This is a genomic window from Bacillus smithii (assembly GCF_001050115.1).
In the GTDB taxonomy this organism is placed as follows: Bacteria; Bacillota; Bacilli; order Bacillales; family DSM-4216; genus Bacillus_O; species Bacillus_O smithii.
Genome location: NZ_CP012024.1, coordinates 264,907 through 290,790, shown reverse-complemented (window position 1 = coordinate 290,790; position 25,884 = coordinate 264,907). Strand labels below are relative to the sequence as shown.

24 protein-coding genes are annotated in these 25,884 nt (G+C 38.0%); 10 read left to right on the top strand and 14 right to left on the bottom strand.

Going from position 1 to position 25,884, the window contains the following annotated elements:
- Positions 1-4: 4 nt before the first annotated feature.
- Positions 5-1,288: an L-rhamnose isomerase gene (gene rhaA / locus BSM4216_RS01430; protein WP_003354000.1), complete on the bottom strand. Its 1,284-nt coding sequence runs from the start codon at positions 1,286-1,288 to the stop codon at positions 5-7.
- Entirely contained in the window at positions 1,257-2,729 is a 1,473-nt protein-coding gene (gene rhaB, locus BSM4216_RS01425; protein WP_048622475.1) for a rhamnulokinase, read from the bottom strand. The genes rhaA and rhaB overlap by 32 nt, the downstream gene beginning before the upstream one ends.
- Positions 2,730-3,094: 365 nt before the next feature.
- Between rhaB and BSM4216_RS01415 the strand changes: the two genes are divergently transcribed.
- Complete coding sequence (locus BSM4216_RS01415) at positions 3,095-3,853, top strand: DeoR/GlpR family DNA-binding transcription regulator (protein WP_003354003.1); 759 nt, start codon at positions 3,095-3,097, stop codon at positions 3,851-3,853.
- Between the two features lie 246 nt (positions 3,854-4,099).
- Here BSM4216_RS01415 and BSM4216_RS01410 read toward each other — a convergent pair whose 3' ends face one another.
- From BSM4216_RS01410 to BSM4216_RS01375, 7 genes are all read right to left on the bottom strand, one after another.
- Positions 4,100-5,152 (bottom strand): galactitol-1-phosphate 5-dehydrogenase, encoded by a 1,053-nt coding sequence (locus BSM4216_RS01410; RefSeq protein WP_048622473.1) that lies wholly within the window; start codon positions 5,150-5,152, stop codon positions 4,100-4,102.
- 288 nt (positions 5,153-5,440) lie between these two features.
- The gene (locus BSM4216_RS01400; protein ID WP_048622471.1) at positions 5,441-6,472 is read right to left on the bottom strand and encodes a zinc-binding dehydrogenase; all 1,032 of its coding nucleotides are present in this window, start codon (positions 6,470-6,472) and stop codon (positions 5,441-5,443) included.
- A gap of 36 nt (positions 6,473-6,508) precedes the next feature.
- A complete protein-coding gene (locus BSM4216_RS01395; RefSeq protein WP_048622470.1) occupies positions 6,509-7,771 on the bottom strand; it encodes a PTS galactitol transporter subunit IIC in 1,263 nt (420 codons plus the stop codon).
- A 69-nt stretch (positions 7,772-7,840) separates the two neighbouring features.
- The gene (locus BSM4216_RS01390; RefSeq protein ID WP_003354007.1) at positions 7,841-8,128 is read right to left on the bottom strand and encodes a PTS sugar transporter subunit IIB; all 288 of its coding nucleotides are present in this window, start codon (positions 8,126-8,128) and stop codon (positions 7,841-7,843) included.
- Positions 8,129-8,130: 2 nt separating this feature from the next.
- A complete protein-coding gene (locus tag BSM4216_RS01385) occupies positions 8,131-8,610 on the bottom strand; it encodes a PTS sugar transporter subunit IIA (RefSeq protein ID WP_003354008.1) in 480 nt (159 codons plus the stop codon).
- 33 nt (positions 8,611-8,643) lie between these two features.
- Positions 8,644-10,698, bottom strand: a complete 2,055-nt coding sequence (locus BSM4216_RS01380) for a BglG family transcription antiterminator (RefSeq protein WP_048622469.1) — start codon at positions 10,696-10,698, stop codon at positions 8,644-8,646.
- Between the two features lie 351 nt (positions 10,699-11,049).
- Positions 11,050-11,658: a TetR/AcrR family transcriptional regulator gene (locus BSM4216_RS01375; RefSeq protein ID WP_048622468.1), complete on the bottom strand. Its 609-nt coding sequence runs from the start codon at positions 11,656-11,658 to the stop codon at positions 11,050-11,052.
- 121 nt (positions 11,659-11,779) lie between these two features.
- Here BSM4216_RS01375 and BSM4216_RS01370 point away from each other — a divergent pair, with 121 nt between their 5' ends.
- Together BSM4216_RS01370 and BSM4216_RS01365 are read left to right on the top strand one after the other, a co-directional pair.
- Positions 11,780-12,349, top strand: coding sequence for a cysteine hydrolase family protein (locus BSM4216_RS01370; RefSeq protein ID WP_048622467.1), 570 nt, complete (start codon positions 11,780-11,782; stop codon positions 12,347-12,349).
- A gap of 124 nt (positions 12,350-12,473) precedes the next feature.
- Positions 12,474-13,670, top strand: coding sequence for a multidrug efflux MFS transporter (locus BSM4216_RS01365; RefSeq protein ID WP_048622466.1), 1,197 nt, complete (start codon positions 12,474-12,476; stop codon positions 13,668-13,670).
- Positions 13,671-13,907: 237 nt separating this feature from the next.
- On the opposite strand, the gene BSM4216_RS01360 is transcribed toward BSM4216_RS01365, so the two are convergent.
- Complete coding sequence (locus BSM4216_RS01360; RefSeq protein WP_218016358.1) at positions 13,908-14,273, bottom strand: nucleotide pyrophosphohydrolase; 366 nt, start codon at positions 14,271-14,273, stop codon at positions 13,908-13,910.
- A 175-nt stretch (positions 14,274-14,448) separates the two neighbouring features.
- On the opposite strand from BSM4216_RS01360, the gene BSM4216_RS01355 reads away from it, so the two are divergent.
- A complete protein-coding gene (locus BSM4216_RS01355) occupies positions 14,449-14,775 on the top strand; it encodes a thioredoxin family protein (RefSeq protein WP_048624350.1) in 327 nt (108 codons plus the stop codon).
- Positions 14,776-15,252: 477 nt separating this feature from the next.
- On the opposite strand, the gene BSM4216_RS01345 is transcribed toward BSM4216_RS01355, so the two are convergent.
- Positions 15,253-16,002 carry an HIRAN domain-containing protein gene (locus BSM4216_RS01345; protein ID WP_048622463.1) on the bottom strand — a complete coding sequence of 250 codons (750 nt, stop codon included), beginning with the start codon at positions 16,000-16,002 and terminating at the stop codon, positions 15,253-15,255.
- Positions 16,002-16,844 (bottom strand): HipA domain-containing protein, encoded by an 843-nt coding sequence (locus BSM4216_RS01340; protein WP_048622462.1) that lies wholly within the window; start codon positions 16,842-16,844, stop codon positions 16,002-16,004. Before BSM4216_RS01340 ends, BSM4216_RS01345 begins: the two co-directional genes overlap by 1 nt.
- 341 nt (positions 16,845-17,185) lie before the next feature.
- On the opposite strand from BSM4216_RS01340, the gene BSM4216_RS01335 reads away from it, so the two are divergent.
- Genes BSM4216_RS01335 through BSM4216_RS01320 form a run of 4 tightly spaced genes read left to right on the top strand, consistent with a single transcriptional unit; the run spans position 17,186 to position 20,840 of the window.
- Entirely contained in the window at positions 17,186-17,815 is a 630-nt protein-coding gene (locus tag BSM4216_RS01335; protein ID WP_048622461.1) for a YhbD family protein, read from the top strand.
- 3 nt (positions 17,816-17,818) lie between these two features.
- Complete coding sequence (locus tag BSM4216_RS01330; RefSeq protein ID WP_048622460.1) at positions 17,819-18,523, top strand: polymer-forming cytoskeletal protein; 705 nt, start codon at positions 17,819-17,821, stop codon at positions 18,521-18,523.
- A 16-nt stretch (positions 18,524-18,539) separates the two neighbouring features.
- A complete protein-coding gene (locus BSM4216_RS01325) occupies positions 18,540-19,271 on the top strand; it encodes a polymer-forming cytoskeletal protein (protein WP_048622459.1) in 732 nt (243 codons plus the stop codon).
- A gap of 36 nt (positions 19,272-19,307) precedes the next feature.
- Positions 19,308-20,840: an MDR family MFS transporter gene (locus BSM4216_RS01320; RefSeq protein WP_048622458.1), complete on the top strand. Its 1,533-nt coding sequence runs from the start codon at positions 19,308-19,310 to the stop codon at positions 20,838-20,840.
- 310 nt (positions 20,841-21,150) lie between these two features.
- On the opposite strand, the gene BSM4216_RS01315 is transcribed toward BSM4216_RS01320, so the two are convergent.
- The gene (locus BSM4216_RS01315) at positions 21,151-21,399 is read right to left on the bottom strand and encodes a hypothetical protein (protein ID WP_244878027.1); all 249 of its coding nucleotides are present in this window, start codon (positions 21,397-21,399) and stop codon (positions 21,151-21,153) included.
- 402 nt (positions 21,400-21,801) lie between these two features.
- Here BSM4216_RS01315 and BSM4216_RS01310 point away from each other — a divergent pair, with 402 nt between their 5' ends.
- Positions 21,802-22,488, top strand: coding sequence for a response regulator (locus BSM4216_RS01310; RefSeq protein WP_048622457.1), 687 nt, complete (start codon positions 21,802-21,804; stop codon positions 22,486-22,488).
- The gene (locus tag BSM4216_RS01305) at positions 22,485-23,840 is read left to right on the top strand and encodes a sensor histidine kinase (protein WP_048622456.1); all 1,356 of its coding nucleotides are present in this window, start codon (positions 22,485-22,487) and stop codon (positions 23,838-23,840) included. Before BSM4216_RS01310 ends, BSM4216_RS01305 begins: the two co-directional genes overlap by 4 nt.
- Positions 23,841-24,435: 595 nt before the next feature.
- Here the strand turns inward: BSM4216_RS01305 and BSM4216_RS01300 are convergent.
- Entirely contained in the window at positions 24,436-25,884 is a 1,449-nt protein-coding gene (locus BSM4216_RS01300; protein ID WP_048622455.1) for a serine/threonine-protein kinase, read from the bottom strand.

Genomic DNA, 25,884 nt, shown 5'->3' with positions numbered 1-25,884 from the left:
TTTTTCACCTTTTTTCGCTTAAAGATTTATTTCTATTTAACAATACTTCTTGTTCATAATTTCGTACTTCATTGAGCCATTCTTCGCGAATAGGCACTCCTTGAGATGCACAATAGTAATCCCAAACTGCACCAAACGGATATGTTTTAAACTCTTCTCGGAGAGCAAGACGCGCTGTAAAATCCCCTTTTAGTTCAAGCTCTTTCAATTGTTCAATAGGTTCTAAATAGGCTTTGAGGATTGCTTTAATCATATTACGCATTCCAATAACCCAAGCAGCAACTCTGTTGATACTACCGTCAAAGAAATCAAGACCAATATATGTTTTCTTAAACAAGTCATTTACTACTAGTTCTCTAGCAATTTCCTGCAATTCATCATCTAAAAGAATGACATGGTCACTATCCCAGCGAACAGGTCGACTAACGTGAAGAAGAATACCTTTGTTGAATAACGAAATAGCAGATAATTTATTTGAAACAACTTCCGTAGGATGGAAATGTCCTGTATCTAAACATAATAATTTATTGCGCGTGAGTGCATAACCCATATAGAATTCATGAGATCCCACCACATAACTTTCTGAACCTATCCCAAATAACTTGCTTTCAACTGCATCTAAATTGTATTGTGGATCGATTTCTTCACTAAATACTTCATCCAAAGCTTCCTCTAATCTTTTTCTAGGTGTTAGTCTGTCTACAGGCAAATCTTTGTAACCATCTGGAATCCAAATATCAGTCACGCATGTTTGCCCCAATTCTTTTCCAAAATACTCACCTACTTTACGAGCTCGTTTGCAATGTTCAATCCAAAAATCACGAATTTCTTTGTTCGGATGACTTAATGTAAAACCATCTTCTGATTTCGGATGAGAAAAACAAGTTGGATTAAAATCAAGACCAATTCCTTTTTTCTTTGCCCATTCGACCCATTTTTTGTAATGACGAGGTTCAATTTCATCTAAATCTACTTTTTCATCCGTATCTAAATAAATAGCATGTAGATTTAATTTGTGTTTACCCGGTATTAATGAATACGCTTTTTCTAAATCTTGTCGAAGTTCTTCAGGTGTTCGCGCCGCACCTGGATAATTACCAGTTACTGAAATGCCTCCTGTTAATTCTTGATCTTTATTCATAAATCCACGAACGTCATCACCTTGCCAACAATGCATAGAAATCTTAATTTCTTTTAATTTTTCTAATATTTCATCTACGTTAATTCCATGCTTTAGATAAACTTCTTTTGCATCATCATAAGCTCGTTGCACTTGAGGTGTAATCATCGTAGACTACCTCCTTGTATTGGTTAAGGATCGCTATGCGATCGACATGATTGGGGTGATAAGTTTGAATGCGAAAAGAATGACGAACTAGTTTGCGAGCGGTTTCTAAATCAGAAACCTCTCCTGTCGCAATCATCTGCATAATCAGATTGCCAATAGCCGTTGCTTCTGAAGGTCCGGCAAATACCGTTCTACCACTAAGATCTGCTGTTAGCTGATTAAGCCATTCATTATTAGACCCGCCACCAACAATATGCAATTGTTCTATCTTCTTTCCAGTAATCATTTCAAGTTCATCAATGGCAATCGCATAAATGATGGCCAAATTATTGTAGATACAATTTGCTAATTCTCCTGGAGTTAAAGGGACTTCTTGATTTGTTTCTCGACAGTAATTTTGGATTTCTTCGACCATATTGTCTGGATTTAGAAAACGCTCATGATTAAAATTAACGAACTGTTTAAACGCTTTTACTTTTTTAGCTTCTTCTACAAATTGTGGAAAAGTATAATTTTTAGGCAAGTTTCTTCTGACTTCTTGAATTAACCATAAACCCATAATATTTTTTAAAAAACGAATGGTTTTGAAAACTCCCCATTCATTCGTATAATTTTTATAAAATGCTTGATCATTTATAATCGGTACCTCATTCTCTATTCCAAGTAGAGACCAAGTACCACTGCTTAAATATGCCCAATTTTCTCCAAAACCTGGAGTCCCAACGATGGCCGATGCTGTATCATGAGAAGCCACGGTAATAACTTGGACATTTGGCAAATCGTATGATGGAAACCATTCTTTTTTTAGCTGTCCAAGGAGAGTACCAGGTTCTACCAATCTAGCGAACTGTTCTTTTTTTACAGAGATCATTTCTAAGAGCTCATCATCAAACTGATGATTGTGAATATTTAATAATTGAGTTGTGGAACCATTGGTTTCTTCGGTCACCGCTACACCTGTTAAACAATAGCCAAGATAATCAGGGATCATTAAAATTTGATTTGTTTTAGATAGCTCATTTTTACTGTCTTCAAACAATTGATAAATTGTATTAAATGGTTGAAATTGGATGCCTGTTTTTTGATAAATTTCTTTTTTGGATCGCAACTGTGCTACTTTTTCAATCGTGTTTTTGGTTCTGCCATCACGATATGAAATCGATTCCCGTAAGCGCTTACCTTTATCGTCTAACAAAACATAATCAACGGCCCATGTATCAATTCCTAGTGTACATTGGTCATAGCCCACTGATTTTACTTGTTCTAATCCTTGTAATATTTGGTCTAATAAATGATCCAGATCCCAATAACAGGTCCCTCCTACATTGGTAAATCCATTGGCGAATCGACTGATCTCTTTCATTTCTAATATTCCATTTTTAATTTCACCTAAAACCATTCGTCCGCTGGAAGCACCGATATCAACCGCAACATATTGCATCGGGTCCTCCCTCCTTTGGAACTTGATAATCATTTCTGTATTTTAAACATATATTAAACCAAAAACAAATAAAAATCAACACGAAACAAAACAAATACATGTCTTATTCATTTTGTTTCGTGTTGCTTATTGCATGTTTTGCACAAAATTTTTTTAAATACACTAGCTTTTATTTTGAATTCCGCATATAATGTTTTTCCTTTTTGTGGTTTTTTGTTTGTTTTATCTTCTTTTTTATCATTCAGATCTTTGGTAAACTCAAAAGTAGCAAAATGATAATCCCTTACAAAAGAAAACATTTAGGAACAAACACAAACTGGATACTTTTTAATTTATATACAAAAACAGGAGACGAGGTCATTACCATGTTACCATTTGAACGTCGTGAAAAAATCCTTAACACCTTATACAGAGAGAAGAAGGTTTATGTATCAAACCTAGCTAACGAATTTAATGTGACTGAAGAAACAATACGCCGAGACTTGGAGAAATTAGAAAAAGAGGGCATTGTCACGAGAACTTATGGGGGCGCAGTGTTGAATATACACACAAACGAAGATTTGCCTTATCATACTCGCAATACTACTAATATTGAAGAGAAACGTAAGATTGCTAGTAAAATCCACTCTCTGATCTCAGATGGAGACACTTTAATGGCTGATGCCAGTTCAACCGTTTTCGAAGCTCTAAAAGAATTAAATAACACAAAAGAAGGATTAACTGTACTGACGAATTCAGTGGAATCTTTACGTGAATTTACACAATCAAAATTAAATATCATCTCTACAGGAGGGCTTTTACGAAAACAATCTGGTTCACTGGTTGGCTCAATTGCTGAAAACACAGTACGAAACTACAATGTTGATGTTGTCCTTTTAAGTTGTAAAGGAATTTCATTAACTCATGGCATCACTGAATCAAATGAAAACGAGAGCGATTTAAAAAAACATATGATACGACAAGCAAATAAAGTTATTTTACTAGTAGACCATACAAAATTTGATAAAATAGCTTTTGTGAAATTCCTTGATATATCAGACATCGATTTTCTCATTACAGATACTAAACCACGTGAAGAATGGCTAACATTTTTGGAACAGAACCATATTGAAGTCATCTATTAACTTAAATTTGCTTTTAAACGGAATCAGAACATCAATCTCTCAGCCTTAAAAAATGGATGTAAACAATTGTTTAGTTTAAAAAGTATTGTTAAGATCTCTTCATTCGCATTCCATATACGAAGCTAATTACTATTGTCTTTATGGCTGGTCCCTTTATAGATTGGGGCATCTAAAATAACCTAAGCCCGTTATTTGGGCTTAGGTTATATAAATACTTATAGGCTTCTTAAAAGAGATAACCGTTATTCAGGTCATTTCCGGATAAAACAGAACCTTTCCGTAAAATTCATCTTTGTTCGTGATTTTTGCAAAAATTTCCGGGCCTTCTTTAAGCGAAAGTCGATGAGATATTAACGGTTTGACATTCATTTTTCCTTTTTTCATATAATCGATGGTCGTGCTCCACTCCTTGCCTGGAAATGGAGCAGAAATCGCATTCCATGAGCCTAATACGGTTAATTCATTTCTTACAATTTTTTCAAAGTAAAATCGCTCAATGTTGACATCGCCGTAAGGGATTCCCATAAAAACAACTTGGCCTCTTCGTTTGGCTAACGCAAAAACTTGTGCCGATGTAATAGGAGAACCAGCTGACTCAATCGCTATATCTACACCTTTTCCATCCGTCCATTCCATCAACTGATCATAAGCTGGTTTTTCAAGTGAGTTCATCACGACATCTGCTCCTACTTCTTTAGCGATGTTTAATTTTTTTTGATCAATATCGATTGCATAGACTTTGCTAGCGCCAAATATTTTTGCCCATTGAACAGCTAGCAACCCAATGTTTCCACATCCCACCACGGCGATCTCTGCTTCAGGTATCATTGTTGTGCGATAAAGACTGTGGACAACGACAGCTGAAGGTTCAATAAAGACAGCCGTATCAAAATCAATCGTATCCGGTAAAGGAAGAACATTTTCCTTAGGAAGTTTTACATATTCTGCAAATGCCCCAGGATATCTCGACCCGATCACGGTCAATTTTTCACACTGTGATAATATTCCTTTTTTACAGCTGTCACACTTTCCGCAATAAAATGTAGGACATCCTGCTACACGATCCCCTATTTGAACATGATGGACATCAGAACCGATTTCCACTACTTCTCCACAGAACTCATGCCCCCATATCATTCCTTCTACGTAAGGGCCTAGTTTGGCATATCTTGACACATCAGAGCCGCATATCCCCGCTGCTTTTACTTTTATAATCACCTCGTTGCTTTTTTCAATAACCGGCTTTTCTGCTTCTTCGAATCTTAAATCTTTTTTTCCATAAAGCTTTAGTGCTTTCATGAAAGTGTACTTCCTTTCCGATCAGTCTCCATAACCTCCTGTAGTTTCCGTCGAGTGCTCTTATTTTTTGGATAAAACCTATATACTAGTGCCAAACCCAACACGATAGAGTTGATCAACAGCTGATGTTGAAAATAAAAATCGCTCATTGATCTGCCGTACTGCCCGAGTACAAAATCAAGAAATTTCTCAACCATATACGTTTATGTCGCCCGCCTTCCGTTTCCCCCGAATATCTACCAAAATCATTTTCTATTCTCGTACAAGTTGTAATCGATTCTTTTTTCATTATTCTACCGGCTTCAATATTACTTTAATGGACTCACCGTTCTTAATGACCTTATATGCTTCGTCCCATTGTGTTATATCAAATTGATGAGTCACAAGCGCTTTGGTATTGACGAGTTTTTCATTCATTAAAGCTAATGACGGTTCCCAATCACTTGGCTTTTGGCTTCTCGATCCAATGAATGTGAGTTCTTTTTGAATAATTTTTTCAGAATCAATAGGGATTTCCGGGTTTTTAAAAATACCGACCTGGACAAATTGTCCCTTCTTTTTCAACAAGTCCAGTCCCATATTCACAGCCGGAACAGCACCGGTACATTCCAAAACAATATCAGCACCATATCCATCCGTTAAACTTTGTACAAGAGCGTTGATATCTTCTTCTTGAATATTGACAGCATAATCAATCCCTAGTTCTTTTGCTTTTTCCAATCGAATTTTATCGTTGGATAAACCCGTGATGACAACGGTTGTTCCATAAGTTTTCGCTATTTGAGCAGTAAGCAAGCCAATCGGTCCAGGTCCTAACACAACGACAACATCGCCTTTTTTTATCGCCGATTTCGAAACAGCATGATGAGCACATGCAAGAGGTTCCGTCATCGCTGCAGATAAATAATCTACATGTTCAGGCAGTCTATGAACGCTCTCTTTTCTAGCAATCACATACTTAGTGAAACTTCCATTTTGTTGCGTTCCCAATCCTTTTCGACTGCTGCATAAATTGTAATCTCCTGATTGGCAGTACTTACATTTGCCGCAAATATAAAACGTCGTTTCGGATGTCACTCGATCTCCAGGTTGAAACTCCGTGACATTTTTGCCAACCTCAACTACTTCACCCGAAAATTCATGTCCTAAAATAACCGGTGCACTCACTTTATAATGCCCTTGAAACGTATGAATATCGGTACCACATATACCAGAATATTTCACCAATATTTTGACTTGATCTTTTCCTACTTGTGGTTCTTCTACTTCTGCCACTTCTAAGTTTCCGGGACCAAGTTTTGTTTTTAACAGCGCTTTCATTAAAATTCCTCCTTGCTCACGATCAATAAAGACAGATTAATGGATCCAGAAGAATAGCTTATAAATCAAGTAGTTAATTAAGTTTCCACCTTGGTCAATGCTAGATATTTTACTCGCTCCATGAGGCATATGGAATTTGGCATCGATAGCCATTTGCGTATGAAGAGTCGCTAGATCTGTCGCCATGTAAAGAGATAAAGCAATCAGAATCGTTCCTACAATCACCGAATGAATAATGTTCCCTCGAGAAGCGCCAACGATAAATGCAACAATAAATGGAATAGTTGCTAAATCCCCAAATGGGAGTACGTTGTTGCCTGGCAAAATAACAGCTAATACAACCGTGATCGGTACGAGAATCAACGCAGTTGAAATGACGGAGGGGTGGCCAATGGCAACAGCTGAATCCAGGCCAATATAAATATTTTTCGCTCCGAACTTCTTTTGAAGTAATTCTCGTGCCGATTCTGAAATAGGCATAAGTCCTTCCATTAAAATTTTCACCATTCTAGGCATGAGAACCATCACGGCTGACATTGATATGCCGATTTGAATCGTTTTACCAATTGAGTAGTCAGCCAATAATCCCAACACGATTCCAAGAATAAGTCCCATAAAAATCGGTTCACCGAATATTCCGAATCTTTTTTGTATCGTTTCAGGATCGGCGTGTAGATTTTTAACTCCCGGAATCTTTTGAATCAATTTCACCAACGGAATCCCAAGCACAGCATAAGAGATGGTACTTCCTGTAGCGACCGATATGCCCGGTAATCCAAAATAATCTTCTAGCATAGGTGCAGTCCAATCGGCGACTTTTAAACAAACAATTTGGAATAAAATCGCTGCTATTAAGCCTTGAATCATACTGCCTGTTAGAGTATAAACAATCGCTCCCGTAAACGCGTAATGCCAAAAGTTCCAAATATCTACGTTCATGGTTTTAGTTGTTTTCGTCACAAGCATCAATATATTCACTAACAGCCCAAGCGGTATAACAAACGCCGCAATCTTAGAAGCCCATGAGATCGAAGCGGCCGCCGGCCACCCGACATCAATTACATTTAACTGAATTCCAAATCTTTTCACCATCCCATGAGCCGCTGGACCAAGATTGTTAACGAGTAAATCTACTACCATAAAAATTCCTACAAAAGCTACACCGATTGTAAGACCCGCACGAAAAGCTTTTCCCGGTTTTTGTCCGAACAATAGACCCAATAAGAAGATGACGATAGGCAATATAACGGTAGCACCCAGGTCCAAAAATGCTTGTATAGCATCAAAAAATCCCTTCATTTCATTGCCCTCCCGATGTCAACTGGTTAGATTTCATGGGTTCAACATGAAATTTATATCCTTCATACTCTATTTTTTTAATTCCTCTAAAATTTCTTTTTTCGCCTCGTCTAATCCAATTCCGGTTAAAAACGCTCTTGCATTGATGACCGGGAACGGATATTCCTGCTGCACGATCGTTGTACTAATTAATAAATCCGCCGAATCAACATACGATCCTACTTCGGTAATTTTGATTTGGATAATATCGCAATCAATATGATTTTCTTTACAAATTTCTTCAAGCGCCTTATTAACGATCGTAGATGTGGCAATTCCCGCACCGCATGCAACCAATACTTGCTTTTTCTTTTTCATGTTTATTCCTCTCCTTTTTGTACTCGTAAATCATGAATTAATCGATTTTTAATATTGGTTTTATTTTCTTCTGATAATAAATAATTCAGTTCTTCTTCGTTTTGAAATATTTCCATTAATTTTTGAAGAAAGGTTACATGTGACCTTTTCTTATCGATCGCAAGCATAAACACTAATTTAACAGGAGTTTCGGCATTCTTCTCTCCCATGATGCCAAAATGAACTTCCTTTTTTAATATCGCTAGACTAATAGCTTTTTTATTTACATGTTCAGGATCTGTATGAGGGATCGCTACAGATACACTTTTCGTCGGTAAACCAGTCGCATAGTTTTTTTCCCTTTCGATGATCGCTTTTATAAAACTTTCTTTTACTAATCCTTTTTCCATTAAATTAGTCCCCATCATTTTCAATAATTCTTCTTTATCCGTAACCTCCAGATCCGTTAAAATTAATGATTCATCCAAATAAATTCCACACACTCATTCTCTCCTCCAGACTTTCTGAAAAACTATTTATTCGTCTACTGCATATTTCTCCATAATCGCTTGTATCTCTTGAACGGACTTTGCATGGATGATTTGTTCACGATCGCGGTCATTCCTTACTAGTTTCATTAACTGCATTAATGCTCGAAGGTGTTGGTCTTTGTCTAACGCAGCAATAATGATGATTAACTGGATAGTATAATCAGTGGCGAATGATACTCCTTTTCTTAATCGAAGCATACTCATAGACAGTTCATTGACTCCTTCCTCTGGAGCTGCATGAGGAATCGCGGTATTGGGACCAATGACAATATAAGGATCAGAGTGACAGCGTTGAATCATGGATTCGACATATTGATGAGTAATATGTTTGCTTTTTAATAATGGCTGAGAGGCCAGCCTGATAGCTTCCTCCCAAGAATGAACAGAATGACGAAATGTAATCGTGGAAGGAGTGATTAATTCATATAAATTGGGGTTTCTGTTATTCCACCCATAATCAAAGTAAGAATGGTCTTGACGGATATACTCCATTAACTGCTTAGACAAATTTTTTTTATCTTTGATAACGCAATATTTTTGGATGATTTCCATCATATCTTCTATATTTAATTCATTTGGCACATATCCGTACAATTCATGCATGACTTGCTTCCGCAGTCTTTTTTTCTCGTCATGTCCAAGAAAAGAATTCACATAGAAAAATTTCTTTTTCGTTTCTACAAAAACTGGTGAAAATACAATGTCATAGTCCATCGGATATTGTTGAAATTCTCGAATGGATAATGAATCCAAAAATATAAATTCCGGAAACAAGTTTCTTAAAGTACTAAACATATATCTGGAAACCGAAACCCCTTTTGGACAGACGACAACAGCTTTCATTCTTTTTCCAATATTTTCTCCTTGCCGTATCATCCATCCCCCTATCAACATCGTGAAATAAATGATTTCGTTTTCCGGAATATCACATCCGATTAGGTGAACTAGCGGTTGGATAGATTTTTTCACAAGATGATGGAGTTCTTTAAAATCCTTGTTCACAACTTCATGCATATTATTCGCTTCAGTTAAGCGATATTTAATACGGTAGTAAGCAGGCTTCATATGAAGAAGCAGCTTCTGAATCAACTGTTCCCGGTCTTTTAAAAAAATACATGTATTCTTTTCAAACAATACAAGCATCTCATCTAATGCCTGAACTAGATCAGGTATGATTTCTTGTGTTAACCCTTCTGACCAATATACATTCGTTGTGAGTAAATATAGCGTGATAAAAAGACGTTCCTCTTCCGGCACATCTTTAAAATCATGAAGAATTTCCTCCGTCGCCAAATATTCCTTTGTATCCGAAATTTCTTCATAGTGGATATAAAAGGAATCGATTTGATTCCCTTGCTTAATTCTTTTTAATATAAGCAACAAAATATAGGGCATTAATATAACTTTTTCATCCGTAAATTTTAAATTTAACCGTTTTTCCACTCTTTCTATTTTCTTTTGGAATTCAGCTATTTCTTCATCCGTTATACAAGCCATTCTCTTTATTCTTTCTTTACCTTCATCCATTTTTATAACTTTATCAATCGTCGATACCAGCAATTTACGAATGTTGAGCTCTTTTCCTTCGATTAAATACCCAAATTTTCGTGAATAACGAAACTCAAGACCGTATTCAGAAACAATATTCTTAGCCCGTTTCAAGTCATCCAAGGCCGTATTCTTGCTTACCTTTAATTCACTCGTAAAATGAATTAATGATAACAATTCATCGCAACATAACAGCATTAATAAAATGATGTTCACACGTTCTATTTTTGATAACTCATTTACATTGCCACATTCCCATTCTTCATCTAGACGAAACTTAGATTTTAAGCCTTTATCTACAAGAAAATAGCCTTTATTTGTTCTATCAATTTCGGGAAGATTCCGACTTTTAAGCCAACCATTAATTTTTTCAATGCTATATCTAATCTGTCTTCGACTTAATTGATATTTTTTCTCTAATTCCTTGCTGCTAATATTCGGGTTTGTCATCACCTCTTTTAGGAGATATCTACTTCTCCCGTCAAGTTGCATTGTATACCTCCTTTCTTTTCACACACATTGTAGCACCAGCAAACATAAATATGGATGCGCTTTCATTCCTTTTTTTGAATATATGCAATACAAAATTGTGATTTACCTTTGGATTGAAGTTTTAGTCGTTTTTGTTTTTGCGAAAGAATCAATATGAATATGAGCTCACTTCAAATGCAAGCCACTTAATCAGCGTGAAACTTCCTCTCTAATGTAAGAAAGGCAGAGGCAGCGAAGTCTGATTTCGCTGCCATCTGCCCATGAAATTAAAAGGTGTGTTTAATACCTGAGAATATAACAGGATGTTGTAGTTCAACTATTACAAGTTGTGTAGCTTTTGGTCAAAAGCACTCATTGAGGCGGAATAAATATAGAACAGAGCTGTTCCAAAATCATCTCAGGCGTATAACCACGCACCTCTCTTTGAAACAAATAGGAATCGCTGCTTAAAGCCGCCAGCAACGTATCCGCTCTAAAAACATTATGAAGATGGGTCTGATCAGTTTCAGACATCTCGTCCAATAGTTCGACGATTAGTTGATGCAATTGGTCATATAGAGGACTTCGAGTTCGGTATCTAAGTCGATTGGTTGGTGCGGAGTCCTCGACTCCTTTAAGCAACTGTGCCTTTTTCTCACGAAAACGGATAAATAAGCTGAGGATCCCTTTCAATCGTTTACTTGGCGGCTCTGTCCGGTTCTGATTCAAGTACGCTTCCATATCTTCAAAAAGCAGGGAAATGTTGTCCTTGATTAAATCCAAACATAATTCACCTTTGTTTCTATAACGACGATAGAGCGTTCCCGAACCGACCTGTGCTTCTGTGGCAATTTGATTCATACTGACTTGTTCAACCCCATATTGCTCAAATAGCCTACGAGCCGCATTTAATATACGCTGACGATTCTCGGCAGCATCACGACGTTCAGAACGAGTGTGGTTTGCATCCGCATCATCCACTATACCATCACTCCCTAGAATATAATACTAATCGCTCTTGACAAGCGGAGAACTCTCCGATTAATATTAAGTGGAGAATTCTCCGTTTAATATTAACATAATGAATAGGAGTGTACAATATATGCAGAATCATCACAATAAAACTGCTCTGTTGGTCATGGATGTGCAAAACGGCATCGTATCGCATTTCGCCGAAAATGAGAAAGTGCTGCTCCCGTTCCAAAAAGCCGTGGAAGCTGCACGACAGCACAACATCCCAGTTATTTTTGTGCGAGTCGCATTTCGCGAAGGCTATCCCGAGATCAGCCCACGGAATAAGTCGTTCTCAGCCATTGCTGGACTTGGTGGCATGACCGTCTCAGACGCATCAACGCAAATTCATGAATCGGTGCAGCCCCGACCAGACGAGCCCGTTGTGACAAAGCTTCGCGTTAGCGCGTTTGCCGGCAGCGACCTTGAAGTCATACTACGATCCCGCCAAATCGACACGCTGATTCTCAGCGGTATTGCCACAAGTGGAGTCGTTCTATCGACATTGCGGGAAGCAGCGGATAAAGACTTTGCGCTTACGGTGCTTTCAGATGCATGTCTTGATCATGATCCTGAAGTTCACCGTGTTCTCATGGAGAAAGTGTTCCCTCGTCAGGCAGAGGTGCTGACTGTCGACGATTGGATTGGTACCTTGGATTAAAAATATAGCACCCGCGTCCGCGGGCCCTGACGAAAAAATACAAGCATGGTTCAATGATCATTATTCATGATTGATTCGCTAGCAATGAAAAAGAGCAAGTATAGCAAAAGGAAGGCTTATATTCATGCCGATTTGGAAAAGGAATTTAATCGTTTGTTGGTTTGGAATGTTTGTAACCAGTATAGGGATGAGTCAAATTGCCCCTGTTTTACCTCTCTACATAAAAAATCTCGGAGTTCATAATACAACTCTAATCGATCAATTTTCAGGGGTTGCTTTTGGTGTTACCTATATCATTTCATCTGTTTTCTCACCTATTTGGGGCCATGCTGCTGACAAATTCGGACGAAAACCCATGCTTTTGCGAGCAAGCCTTGGTATGGCGGTAGTTGTATTCTGCATGGGTTTTGCGCAGAATGTATATGAACTGATTGGATTAAGAGTGTTGCAGGGCATTATCACAGGTTATAGTACTGCCTGTACGACTTTGATCGCTACTCAAACAGATAAAGAGCACGCAGGATGGGCTTTGGGTACCCTTGCAACAGCAAGTATAGCAGGTTCTTTGCTTGGACCAACGATTGGTGGCTTTATTGAGGATCACTTCGGCATGCGAAATGTATTTTTTATAACAGGTGCACTGCTGTTGATTGCCTTTATGACATCTGCTTTATTTGTAAAGGAATCTTTTACTCGTGCAAATAAAAAGACGCTAAGTACAAAGGAAATATGGAATACTATTCCTAAAAAAAGCCTGACTATTATCATGCTTGTGACTTTTTTTGTCATATATCTAGCATTATATTCTGTTGAACCAATCATAACCGTGTATGTCACCCAGTTATCCCAAAATACCAGCCACGTTGCTCTGTTAGCCGGAATCACTTTCTCGGCTTCAGGTCTGGCAAATATCATTGCCGCTCCAAGACTAGGGAAAATTTCTGACCAAATAGGAGCTCAGAAAGTGATATTAGTTGCACTTGTAATGTCAGGACTGCTTTTTATACCACAAGACTTTGTCAAAAACCCTTGGCAGTTCATGGCGCTTCGCTTTTTATTAGGATTAGCAACGGCAGGGTTGGTTCCTTCTGTTAATGCCCTTGTTAAGAAAATAACACCAGATTCTCTTACAGGCAGAATTTTTGGTTTTAGCATGTCAGCAGGGTATTTAGGCGTATTTGGCGGTTCGATATTGGGCGGGCAAGTGGCAGCCTATTTGGGTATCAGATATGTCTTTCTTATTACAGGTGCATTGTTATTGGTCAACGCATTATGGGTTTATTTTAAAGTGTATAACAAGAAGCTTAGTTTAACAGAATAAGTTCACGATATGATAGATTATACGTTCATCGATCCACACTTTATACACGGCCTGAAACTCATTTTTGATTTTTAGGCAGATGGCGGCAAAATCGACCATTGCTGCCTCTGCTCCCTATAATTAGGGGGGCAGCTTTTAAATTTACCATAAAAGACCACCAGCTAAATGGGTGGTCCTCTGTTTCTCCTTATGGCTGATCTTTATTCCTAAAAGTGATTAAAAGGCAATCATTCTACACTACTTCAATTCAGTATATTTCTTTTTTGATCCAAAAGATTTTTCAATGGGATATTTTTGTTCGTTTTTCTTTATTTTTTCTTCAATGGCTTCCTCTAAATCAATTTCTAATTCATGCGAAAGCAACAGTGCATAAATGACTACATCGGCTATTTCGTCTTTGATGTTTTCAAAGTTCACTTCTACGGCTTCCTCGCTGCTTTTCCATTGAAAATTCTCCAGCAACTCCCCCGCTTCTAAACTCAATGAAATCGCTAAATCCTTTGGATTATGAAACTGACTCCAATTCCGAGCATCGCGAAATTCAATAATTTTTTGCTGTAAATGTTTCAATACCGTCACCTCTAAATAATGAAATGATTTCATTACGAATTGTATCAAAAGACTAGACAGCTCTGTTGCCTTACCAACTCCAACGTTTCATCGGTATCATCTTGACACACTTTGAGCACCAACGATCTGTTGATGTGATGTGCCGTGTTATAATCACTATACCTTATGGTTTTATCCCTTTACGGAAGGAGATCTACTTTTGAATATCATGAAAGAACTATTTTCTGTCAAAGAAGTCGATGATTTTGTTGACCGTCACGAGTTAGCGTTTTTATATATATCCAGAGATCATTGTAGTGTGTGCCATGATTTATTGCCAAAAATTCAAAATGTCATGGCTGATTTCCCCAATATTCAACTGGCTCTTGTCAATGCCGATCACGTTCCGGAAGTTGCAGGGCGTTTTACCATTTTCACCGCCCCCGTTTTGTTGTTATTTGTAGATGGGAAAGAAGTACTTCGGGAAGTGCGATTTGTTCATGTAGAGCCGTTTCGGGAAAAAGTGAACAAAATCTACAGTATAATACAAGAATAAGCAGCCATCTTGAAATGGCTGCCTTTTATTTAGTGAAAGCGCCAATTGCATACGCATCATTCCAAAAATGTATAACAGTTTTAAATAAGTTTGTATTTTGTCCTTCCGTTTCAGAGTATGGTCCGAAGGATACTGTCACAAATTGGAATGCGCCGGTTCACAACAGCTTTTTTTCTGATGCTCTTTTTTCTTTACCCTTTTCCAAAGATGAAATACTTTTTACACTCATAAAACATATTCATGATATCGTTCATAATCATCCTCAAACACTTCTATAGATAATTTTTCTTCTTCATTATCAAACGAATGTCATACGGCAGTCGAAATTTTAGAAATAAAGCTCTCTATTCATCCATCTAGTGACAGACAAAAAGGGGGCACTTCGATAAGTGTCCCCCAGCAATTGACATAGACCGAAATTTATTTTTTTCAAAAACAACTACCCCACGTAATAGGGACGGTTCACCATTTATTGCTTTATACCGTTTCCAACGGTATATCATGGACTATATCCAAATTTATATTTCTAAGAAAAGGGGGAAGAATTCCACAGACGCTTACATTCACTTTTAATTGCGGAAGTGCTTCTAACTGAATGGAGTGAATTTTTGCCTCAAAATCACCACGTTTCTTAATAAGTTGAAACATAAATTCACTATAAAAGGCTGGGATATAACCCAATTTCCGCCCTTCACTAGTTAATACAATTACTGCTTTTGAATCATGTACATTATCTGGCTCTAGTTGAAACTGTACCTTTTCTCCGATTTTCAGTTGTCCAACGATCTGTTCTCCTTCATAATATTTCCATCCAGCGATGTAAAAATTAAAGTCAAAGTAATTTCCGTATACATAAATAGGGGCAACAAACTCATATGAATCAGTTGCAAGCCTTCCGCCGGTAACTCTCAATAAATCCATTTCCGTATAATCGTTGGACAAACCGTGTGTTCGTAGAATTTCCTGGAAATCTGGTCGCCGATGATCCGGCAAACGACGTGCAAAAGGACCGAATAACTTATCAGAAATATATGTTTTATCAATATCTCGAAATGCCAGATGCGGTTGATATCCGTTCTCTATCGCTTCTAATAACCCTCTTCTTCGTCTAATCTTATTATAATAAAAAACATATTTATCTTCATTGTGTACTAAATTCCCGATATGATAACGTTGTCGAGTACATTCATTTTGCCAAATGAGCCAAAGCACAAAAGGACGAAACATTATTTCACCTCCGTATACCAATTCATTAGCCATTCTTTCCGGTATTTTAATAATTGTAATACCCATTCTTTATAAACTCTATTCATTACCTTGTCTGAAATCGAACTTAAAATATCAGATATTTCGTTTTTATTTATTTGACTCATTCGTTCAATCATTTCTTTCATTTCGCACGGGAATAATTCGTTAATAAAAGTTAACAATTCTCTATACTTCGGCTTCTTTTTGTGTGGTAATCCAATTAAAGAGTAACTTCGGTTTGTGAAAGCTTCAAACATTCTTTGATCTCGAAACATTTTCAAAATACGCTCTTCCCTTAATTGATCTCCTAATGATGCCCCATTATCGTATATAGGAGCAAGCTGATAATTTGATTGATCAACAATGAGTCCCCAATTATCGCAATGTCGATCTTGATTAGCAATGAACGCATCGAATACTGGAATTTGTATAAAATCTCTTTCGAGGCTAAATTCATATAATACTTTTATTATATTCGGAAAATCATAATATTTTAAACTATATCTATCAAAATCCTCCGCAATGGCAAAAAATAAATCACCGCCTTCATAAAACTCTTCCCCATCACGGATGAAGTTTTCCGATAAAACACCTAATACACCGTTATAAATCGCTAAATCAGCTTTCATTGTTTTTAAACCTATTTTTTGTCCAATTTTCGACGCAATTACCTCTACCCAAGCTTCTCCTGTACTCTCCTTAGGTATTTTAAACAAATAAGTACGTCTGTTCATCGGATTAATCAACCAAAACTTCTGCCTAGTTCCTGAAGCTTGTTTTTCATCATCCTTTTCCCACCGACTAACATCAATCAGACTCATGAGCGAAATCCTCTTTCTTTATTTTTAATCCAATACCTTAATTTGACTAAAATCAGAAGACAACGCACTATCAACCAATCCTATATTTGGTGGCTTAGTCACAAGTTTCTTAACCACTATCATTGAATTCCTAACATGATCAAATATATTTCCCGTTAAGTTTTTACAAACATTATAGCATGTCCAGACTCACTATAACTCATTGAGAAATACCCGATATTTTTCGGATGTACTTTGTATCAGATAGAGACTTCTTGGCTCATTTCGTAGCTCTTTGTATCTTTTATTTACAACGTAACATTGTTATGTTACACTTTTTCGTGTGAAGGAGGTGCCAAGCGGTGGAACAAGAACTGATTTCTAAAAAAGAGTTGCTCGAATTAACCGGAATTTCTTACGGACAGCTGTATCGTTGGAAACGAAAAAAGTTAATTCCTGAAGAATGGTTCATTCGAAAATCGACTTTTACCGGACAAGAAACGTTTTTTCCGAAAGAAAAAATATTAACAAGAATAGAAAACATTAAAAATATGAAAGACGATTTATCATTGGATGAATTGGCGAGTATGTTTTCTCCTAACCCCGCAGACATCACACTCAAAAAAGACGAACTTCTTAATCGAAACATTATTTCGTTAATGACATTGCGTTTTTATAAAGAACAAAAAGGAGAACATGAAACATTTTCATTTGTTCAACTGTTTCAACTCTATGCGCTGGAAAAGCTTCTCCAATCCGGAGATATCAGTTTGGAAGAGGGTAAAACCATCTTAAATGTATTAGATGCCTATTACCCAAAATTTCAAGGTCGTAGTTTTGAATTGATTTTGATACGCAAAATGGGAATATCCACCTGTATGTTAGTGGCGAGCGGAAACGACGTGTATTTTGAAGAGGATGTAAAAGTAGTGGCCCGTCTTCATTTATCAAGCTGCATGGAGGAATTAAAAATGAAAATATTGGAGGGATAACGGGTGGAAAGACAGGATTTAGTGATCGCAGGTTTCGGAAATGCTTCCGGCGGAAATTACAACCTAGTAAAAATTTCCGGAAATGGTGAATTGCAAGGCGATCTTGATTGTATCGAATTGAACATTCAAGGAAATGCCAAAATTTATGGCAATGTGAAATCAGAAACAACCTATGTTGCCGGGACAGCGAATATGCACGGAGCGCTGCACTCAGAGAAGATAAAAATCCAGGGCAAAGCTAGCATTGTCGGAGATGTGGAGTGCAAAGAAGTTCGTTTTAACGGAAGCGGAAAAGTGAAAGGAAACGTAACAGCGGAAGAGTTGCGTATTCACGGCGGAGCGACGATCTCAGGTGATTGTGCATCAGAAGTATTTGAAACAAACGGGAGTTTCCGTGTCGGTGGATTGTTAAATGCGGGAAAAATTCAAATTCAGTTGTTAGGACATTGTCAGGCAAAAGAAATTGGCGGCGAAAACATTGAAGTGAAAAAACAAAAAAGGATATTTTTTAAAAAGTGGTTTTTCAATGCTGTATTAAACGCTGAAAGCATTGAAGGAGACGAGATTTATTTGGAGAATACAAAAGCCAAAGTAGTGAGAGGAAACCGAGTGTTACTTGGCCCCGGATGCGACATAGAATTTGTGGAATATAAAAATCATTTTCAATGCGATAAAAGATCAAAAGTCAAAACCAGCAAAAAATTATAGAGGAGGGAGACCGACAGTGGAAAATGATACGCTGCGTCATTTAACGGTGACCGGTACTGGTATTACTTCTGGAGGAACTTTCAACAAAGTAAAAATTCGCGGAGAAGGCACCATTAATGGAGACTTGCATTGCGTTCAATGGAAAGTGTTTGGAACCGCCGATGCGAACGGGTTCGTCAAGGCAAAAACGATTGACATTTTCGGTCAGGCAAATATGAAGGGAAATGTAGAGGCAGAATCCATCAAGATTTTTGGAGAAGCCGATATAGAAGGTCATGTCACGTTGAAAGATTTAAACCTTCGTGGAGCCGTTCATATAAAAGAACGTTTAGTCGGAGGACATATTCATGGTTATGGCGAATTGAAGATTGAAAACGATTGTGAAGCGGATTCTATTTCCTTAAAAGGAGCCGTCGCCATTGGCAGAACGTTAAATGCAGAAAAAGTATCTCTCTATCTTCATTTTGAGGATAGCCGTATTGAAGAAATTGGCGGAGAAGTCATTCGCGTCACCAAAAGCAAAGCATTTAATGTCATCAATTTTCTAAAACGATTTAGACATGATTCCGCCAAGCTCGTTGCAGAAAGCATTGAAGGAGATGACATTTATTTAGAATACACGAAAGCAAAAGTTGTCAGAGGAAAAGAAGTAACGATTGGTCCAGGTTGTGAGATTGAACTGGTAGAATATCAAACCAGCTTTCAACAAGATGAAAAAGCGATTGTAATAGATAGTAAAAAAGTATAGAATCGAATCGTTCCATTTAAGGGGAGGTGGCTTTCGGTGAAAAAGAAAGAAACGAACATAGCGTGGGTTGTGGCAGGTTTATTATTAGGAATTTTCGTTGCGGCAATCGATAACACCATTGTGGCAACGGCTATGGCGACCATTGTAGCGGATCTTGGAGGACTGGACAAATTTGTTTGGGTAACATCCGCTTATATGGTGGCCGAGATGGCTGGGATGCCGATTTTTGGAAAACTTTCGGATATGTATGGCCGAAAACGGTTTTTCATTTTTGGGCTAATCGTGTTTTTAACCGGTTCGATGTTATGCGGCGTTGCCCAAAACATTGTTCAGCTCAGCCTTTTTCGAGCGATTCAAGGAATTGGCGGCGGTGCGTTAGTTCCTATTGCCTTTGCCATTATGTTTGATCTTTTTCCGCCTGAAAAACGCGGAAAAATGGGAGGTTTTTTTGGAGCGGTATTTGGTTTGTCGAGCATATTCGGACCATTGCTTGGCGCCTATATCACGGATTACTTCGATTGGCGCTGGGTATTTTATATTAACATCCCTATTGGTCTTCTATCGTTCTTTTTCGTTACCTTTTTTTATCGCGAATCGCCTGTTCATGCGAAGCAAAAAATTGATTGGTGGGGAGTCGTTACACTCGTTCCCGCGATCATTTGCCTAATGTTTGCTCTTGAACTGGGCGGAAACCAATTTGAATGGAGCTCCAAAGTCATCATCGGTTTATTTTCCGCTTTCGCTGTTTTATTTTTGCTGTTTCTTTATGTGGAGACAAAGGCAAAAGAACCCATTATTTCCTATCATATGTTTAGAAAACGTTTGTTTGCAGCAAGCAATCTTGTAGGGTTCTTTTCCGGGGCTACCTATATAGTTGCCACCGTGTACATTCCAATTTTTATCCAAGGAGTGATCGGCGGTTCAGCAACGAATTCAGGGCTGGTTTTACTGCCGATGATGTTGGCGACGACGGTATCCGCTCAATTAGGCGGTTTTTTAGCCAATAAAATGAGTTATCGAAACGTCATGATCATCTTTACATCGATTTTCATTATCGGCATGTTTCTATTAAGCACAATAACAGTCCATACTTCTCGCCTTATGATTACCTTGTATATGATTATAACCGGATTAGGAGTAGGCGCTTCTTTTTCCGTTTTAGGTATGGCGGCTATCCACCATTTTCAGCATAAAGATCGTGGGGCGGCCAGTTCAACCAATTCCTTTTTGCGTTCGCTTGGAATGACGATCGGGGTCACGGTGTTTGGAATCATTCAAAGAAATATTTTTAAACATAATTTAACGGACACATTCAGCGGAATGCCGCAAGCACCACAAAACTTGAATTTCAAAGATCCAAGAGCGATACTATCGCCGGACACGCGCTCCCACATTCCCGAACCAGTGCTTGATAAAATCACATCAGCGTTGTCATCTTCCATTGCCCATACCTTTGTGTGGAGTCTTATTCCAGCGCTGCTGACATTATTATTTGTAATGTTTATGACGAATGATCAACTATCCACCAATTTCAGAGCACAACCAGTTAAAATCAATGAAGGAAAATAAGGTTGTATTCTGGGGCAACAAAGCCGATATTCTCTTCATGAATGTTACAACAGATGTTTTAGATCTATCATTTTTCAACAAGACAATTGGCAACACTTTTCGTGTCCAGCATTATTAAGACACTTTGCCAGCAAAATAATAGAGTATAAACTTAAGAAAGAAAACATAGTATTCTATCCCCCTTCCGTCATCGTGATGGTTAGGGGGATAAATTTATACCAATACAAACCTTTTATTACCCCTTATAATCTATCTTGAAGGCATCGTCCATGTCGAATAGATCCTCGTTTGTGCCGTAGCAAGTGCTCATTTATTGAGTCTGTTTACGCAAAAACAGTATAAGAGCGGTTCCCGCACCAACAACTGGCAGCAGAAAAATAAGCGTGCCAAATGAAACCCCAAACATTTGGTAAACACTATCTGTAATGGCTACAGCAAACACCAATCCTACAAATAATCCTGCAAGTAAGACCACCGTCACTAAAATCGTTTTATTCATTCGAACCATCCTTTCTTCCATTTTGACGAAAAACGCAGCTCCAACACAAAATATTTTCATAATATCTCATCTTTTCACTACGCCTATAACAGACTGCAAGGACCTAAGCGATGGCGCTCCTCCATCCATAGGCCTTGGCTAACTGCTTGAAAGGGAATTTCATATCCATTCAAAAAGATTGCCTATTTGAATAATTTCTGGGTGTTCCCCAATATTCTCTCATTGGGAAATGACCATAATGCTGACGAAACTGATTTCTTTGCCATATTGACGAATCGGATTTTAGTGTTTTTTTCTATCCCCCTTCTTTCCCACCCATATTCTTTGGAGTGTTGACGTTCTTATCCTACCAAGACAATGTTGCAAACTTTTGAAGATCTATTACGGATTGGATGAATTTTTTAAAATTACCAAAACAAGAGGGTATAATGAGTAAGAAGATGATAAGAAAGGAAAAGATGTATGACACATACATTGCTGTTGGTCGATGATGAAGAAAAAGTGCTCGAATTTATGGAATCATTTTTGCGTCAGGAAGGGTTTCGAATCATCACCGCCAAAACCGGAAAAGAAGCATTAAAGAAAGCCGAGGAACATAGGCCATCTCTAGCCATACTGGACTGGATGCTTCCAGAAATGAGCGGCATAGAAGTATGTCGTAAACTTCGTCAAAAAAGTCGCATGGGCATTATTATGGTAACCGCTCGAACGGACGAAGCCGACAAAATCGTCGGATTGGAAGTCGGAGCCGATGACTATATGACAAAACCTTTTTCATTGAGAGAATTGGCTGCGCGGATTCGCTCTGTACTTCGACGAATTGAAGAGAAAGAATACGATGAGGAAATGATGCAACGCGGAGAATTAACCATTTCGGAAACGCAATGCCGCGTATGGAAACGAGGAAAAGAAATTTCGCTTACCCCAACGGAGTTTAAACTTCTTCTCACACTGGCCGCTAAGCCCAATATCGTTTACAGCCGACTGCAGCTATTACAAGCAGCATTGGAAGATGATATTTTGAATGACGAACGGACAGTAGACGCCCATATTAGCCGTCTCCGCAAAAAAATCGAAGACGATCCATCTCATCCTGTCTACATTCAAACCGTCTATGGTTTCGGCTACAGATTTGGTGATGGGACATGACTGTTGGCCGCAAACTATTTGTCGCGATGGCCTCCTTTATCATAGCGATGGGGTTGTTATTTTCCTTTGTAACTCAATTTGTTGTCAGAGGAATGCTTGAAAATATGTTGAATGTAGACAGAACCAAAGAAATGAAAGGATTATCCACCCTATTTTTGAATTACTATCAAAAACATGGGGATTCTTGGAACGGCATCCGGCAAGTGAATATCAATAAAACAGACTGGAACAGCCATGAAAAGGCAAGTTTTGTATTATTGTCCCTAAAACACAAACAACTGTATAAGGCCGGAAACGCTAGCTATGGATTTATAACGAATTTAGGCATTCGACAAAACGTACAATTAGATGGAAAAACGATTGCTTATTTATATTATTACGACCAAGAAGTCGGCAATATTGCGAAATTGCGCCTTGGTGTAAGCAGTTCAGTGACGTTTCTATTGATTGCGGGTGCCATTATATTCGTGCTGCTCTCCCTCCTGGTCGCCTATTGGTTGTCGAAGCGGCTAACCGCACCGCTTCGTTTACTGATTCCTGCTATCGATCGTTTAGGAAAAGGCGAATTCGGATATCAAATACCTGTCGTAACGAACGATGAGTACGGAAAAATTGCCGAAGCCTTCAACGGAATGTCTAAGCAATTGCTACGAGCCGAAGAAGTTCGAAAAAATCTGGTGGCGGATGTCGCCCATGAATTGCGGACACCGTTAACGATCATTCGAGGTAAACTGGATTTCATCCAGCAAAGTGGTTATTCCATCAAACCCGAAAGCTTGCTTCCTCTACAAGATGAACTAATTCGTTTAACTCGTCTCGTTGATGATCTTCACCAGTTAACGCTTGCTGAAGCGAAAAAGCTGCCGCTCGAACGTAAACCAACCAATATTCCTGCACTTCTACAGCGGGTCATTGATCGCGTCACTCCCGACTGTGAAAAGAAAGGAATTCACATTACACTGAATTGTTTTAGCGATGCAGCCACAGTTCTTGTGGATCCGAATCGAATGACACAAGTTTTTCTCAACTTGGTTGTCAATGCCGTCCGCTATACGCCCTCGGGTGGTTCTATCACCATTACAGTTGATGAGGAAACGACAGAGAACAAAGAGAGTCATGTTCTTTGCGTTGCCATTTCTGATACTGGTATTGGCATTGAACCTGAACAACTCCCTTTTCTTTTCAATCGGTTTTACCGTACAGATGAAGCGCGCACACGCAACAAGGGCGGTATGGGATTGGGGCTCGCTATCGCCAAAGAATTCGTATTAGCCCATGGCGGCACAATAAAAGCAGAAAGCCAACCAGGCAAAGGCACTACTTTCATCGTCAGATTGCCTTTTACAGATTGAAAAATCCGAACTCTAAGTTCGAGTTCGGATTTTGTTGGATGATCCTGATTCGTATCCACGACTTTTGATAAAGATACCAATACTTCTTGAATCTGTTCTTGTTGAACATAATGCTCACTGATATTCTTTATTTTCCACTGGTCAATTAAAGAAATGTGTTCATCACATCATCGATTATCTCTTTCACAAAAAGGAGACTCTCAGTTAAGTTAATCGCTTCTTTGGGAATTTCTTATTTTAAAGTAGTGGTCATTTCTCATACTGTTTTTGGCAATTAAAAAATGCATGAAATGGCAAATAATTATATTCATCTTCCTGTATAAAGTTTCATAAGCAAAGTCGCTTGACATGGAGCCTCTGCGGGTATAATTCATCGCAAAGGGGCGGTCCGTATGGCTTTGCTAGGCAGATTAGCCTATCAGACCCGCCACTCCATGTAAAGCGGTGAATATGCACTAGTTTATGCAAACTCTTAATTGCCAAACACTACATTTCTTAATTGCCATCAACACTCATACTTCTTAAGTGAACAATCTTACCACTGATCGAAATTTACTCACCTCTTATTATAATTCATTTCAACTATATCATTTTTTTACAAATAATATTCATAAAGGGCTAACTTCTGTTTTACGTACTCATCATCTGGCCTTAGTTTTAAGGCATATTTAAAATAGCCTCTTGCCCGTTCGTAGTCTCTTTTTTGATCGTACGCTTGACCAAGTTTTTTCACGACAGTCCAAATGCCCGGGGTTTCTTGATTGATCTGTTCTAATATTTGAATGCTTTTTTCTTCCCGTCCACACACTCCATAACATAACGCTAATTTATAACGATAATCTAAATTTCCTGGTTCATTTTGATACAATTCTTCATATAGACGCAACGCTTCCTCGTACTTTTTCATTGCTAAGAAAATTCTTGCTTTAAGATTTTTTACAGCTGAATCAAAACTTTCTTGGCGTGTTTCCTCAATTGTTACCCCTTCAATATTTTCAATTTTCCGCAATGCTTCAAATAGTCGTCCTTTTTTATAGTATACATATGCCAATTGCAATAAGATTTCTGGCATCGTATTTCCATTCGTAATTTCCGTCTTTAAAATTTTTTCCGCCAATGTAAATTTTTTTAGTTTACAATTCAATATTGCTAATTCCAATGGATCTCGTCTGCTTGCTAATGATGCACGAGGAATAAACTTTTTAACTTGCTGTTGTTTGAAATGTTCTTCTACCGCTTCGTTAAATTTTGTGCGAAATTCAGTAACCGACTGAAATCGTATTTCCGGATTTCTCTCTAACGCCTTCATGATTAACTTTTCCATCGAAGGAGTAATACTTTCGTTCAATTCTCTTGGTTTTGGAAAAGGGACATTGTGAATCACGTTAAAATATGTGTCATGTGGGGTCTTTCCTGTTAATAATTGATATAACAAAACCCCCAAGGAATAAATATCAGAATTTAAATATCGTTTTTGCGAATGGAGAACTTCAGGGGCAATATAAGCAAATGTTCCCGCACCATCGACTGTTTTTACGAAAATATCGTCAATCAATCGACTCGTTCCAAAGTCCGTTAATTTTACAGTCGTTTCATTTATTAAAATATTGTCAGGTTTGATATCTCCATGCGCTATGCGTAGGGAGTGCATAAATTCAACACCATTTAGTACTTGATCAAAAATATCAAACATTTTTTGAAATGTGCGTAGATGACTGATTCTCTCTTCATTTAACTCTTGTGAGAGCGGTTTTCCATTAAACAATTCCATCTCAATGATAAAGTAACCGTCTACTCTTCCCATCCAATAAATATTGATAATATTTTCATGGGAAACGCCAATAAGACGTTCTCCTTCTGTTAATGCTGCATCACCACGCTCTTGGCTTTTCGGGATTTTTAATGCAACGATTTCTTCATCTTCACATCGAAGGGCTTTCCATACATATCCATATGACCCTTCCCCTATCATTTCTTGCAAAATATATTTATCCCCGATATTCATATCCTTTTTTGGTTGAATAGAATAACGCTTACGGACCAT

Bases quoted from the DNA above. Each gene is read 5' to 3' on its own strand.
- rhaA (WP_003354000.1), bottom strand. From the start codon at position 1,288: ATGATTACACCTCAAGTGCAACGAGCTTATGATGATGCAAAAGAAGTT.
- rhaB (WP_048622475.1), bottom strand. From the start codon at position 2,729: ATGCAATATGTTGCGGTTGATATCGGTGCTTCCAGCGGACGAATGGTT.
- BSM4216_RS01415 (WP_003354003.1), top strand. From the start codon at position 3,095: ATGTTACCATTTGAACGTCGTGAAAAAATCCTTAACACCTTATACAGA.
- BSM4216_RS01410 (WP_048622473.1), bottom strand. From the start codon at position 5,152: ATGAAAGCACTAAAGCTTTATGGAAAAAAAGATTTAAGATTCGAAGAA.
- BSM4216_RS01400 (WP_048622471.1), bottom strand. From the start codon at position 6,472: ATGAAAGCGCTGTTAAAAACAAAACTTGGTCCCGGAAACTTAGAAGTG.
- BSM4216_RS01395 (WP_048622470.1), bottom strand. From the start codon at position 7,771: ATGAAGGGATTTTTTGATGCTATACAAGCATTTTTGGACCTGGGTGCT.
- BSM4216_RS01390 (WP_003354007.1), bottom strand. From the start codon at position 8,128: ATGAAAAAGAAAAAGCAAGTATTGGTTGCATGCGGTGCGGGAATTGCC.
- BSM4216_RS01380 (WP_048622469.1), bottom strand. From the start codon at position 10,698: ATGCAACTTGACGGGAGAAGTAGATATCTCCTAAAAGAGGTGATGACA.
- BSM4216_RS01370 (WP_048622467.1), top strand. From the start codon at position 11,780: ATGCAGAATCATCACAATAAAACTGCTCTGTTGGTCATGGATGTGCAA.
- BSM4216_RS01365 (WP_048622466.1), top strand. From the start codon at position 12,474: ATGCCGATTTGGAAAAGGAATTTAATCGTTTGTTGGTTTGGAATGTTT.
- BSM4216_RS01360 (WP_218016358.1), bottom strand. From the start codon at position 14,273: ATGAAATCATTTCATTATTTAGAGGTGACGGTATTGAAACATTTACAG.
- BSM4216_RS01355 (WP_048624350.1), top strand. From the start codon at position 14,449: ATGAAAGAACTATTTTCTGTCAAAGAAGTCGATGATTTTGTTGACCGT.
- BSM4216_RS01345 (WP_048622463.1), bottom strand. From the start codon at position 16,002: ATGTTTCGTCCTTTTGTGCTTTGGCTCATTTGGCAAAATGAATGTACT.
- BSM4216_RS01340 (WP_048622462.1), bottom strand. From the start codon at position 16,844: ATGAGTCTGATTGATGTTAGTCGGTGGGAAAAGGATGATGAAAAACAA.
- BSM4216_RS01315 (WP_244878027.1), bottom strand. From the start codon at position 21,399: ATGAAAATATTTTGTGTTGGAGCTGCGTTTTTCGTCAAAATGGAAGAA.
- BSM4216_RS01310 (WP_048622457.1), top strand. From the start codon at position 21,802: ATGACACATACATTGCTGTTGGTCGATGATGAAGAAAAAGTGCTCGAA.
- BSM4216_RS01305 (WP_048622456.1), top strand. From the start codon at position 22,485: ATGACTGTTGGCCGCAAACTATTTGTCGCGATGGCCTCCTTTATCATA.
- BSM4216_RS01300 (WP_048622455.1), bottom strand. From the start codon at position 25,884: ATGGTCCGTAAGCGTTATTCTATTCAACCAAAAAAGGATATGAATATC.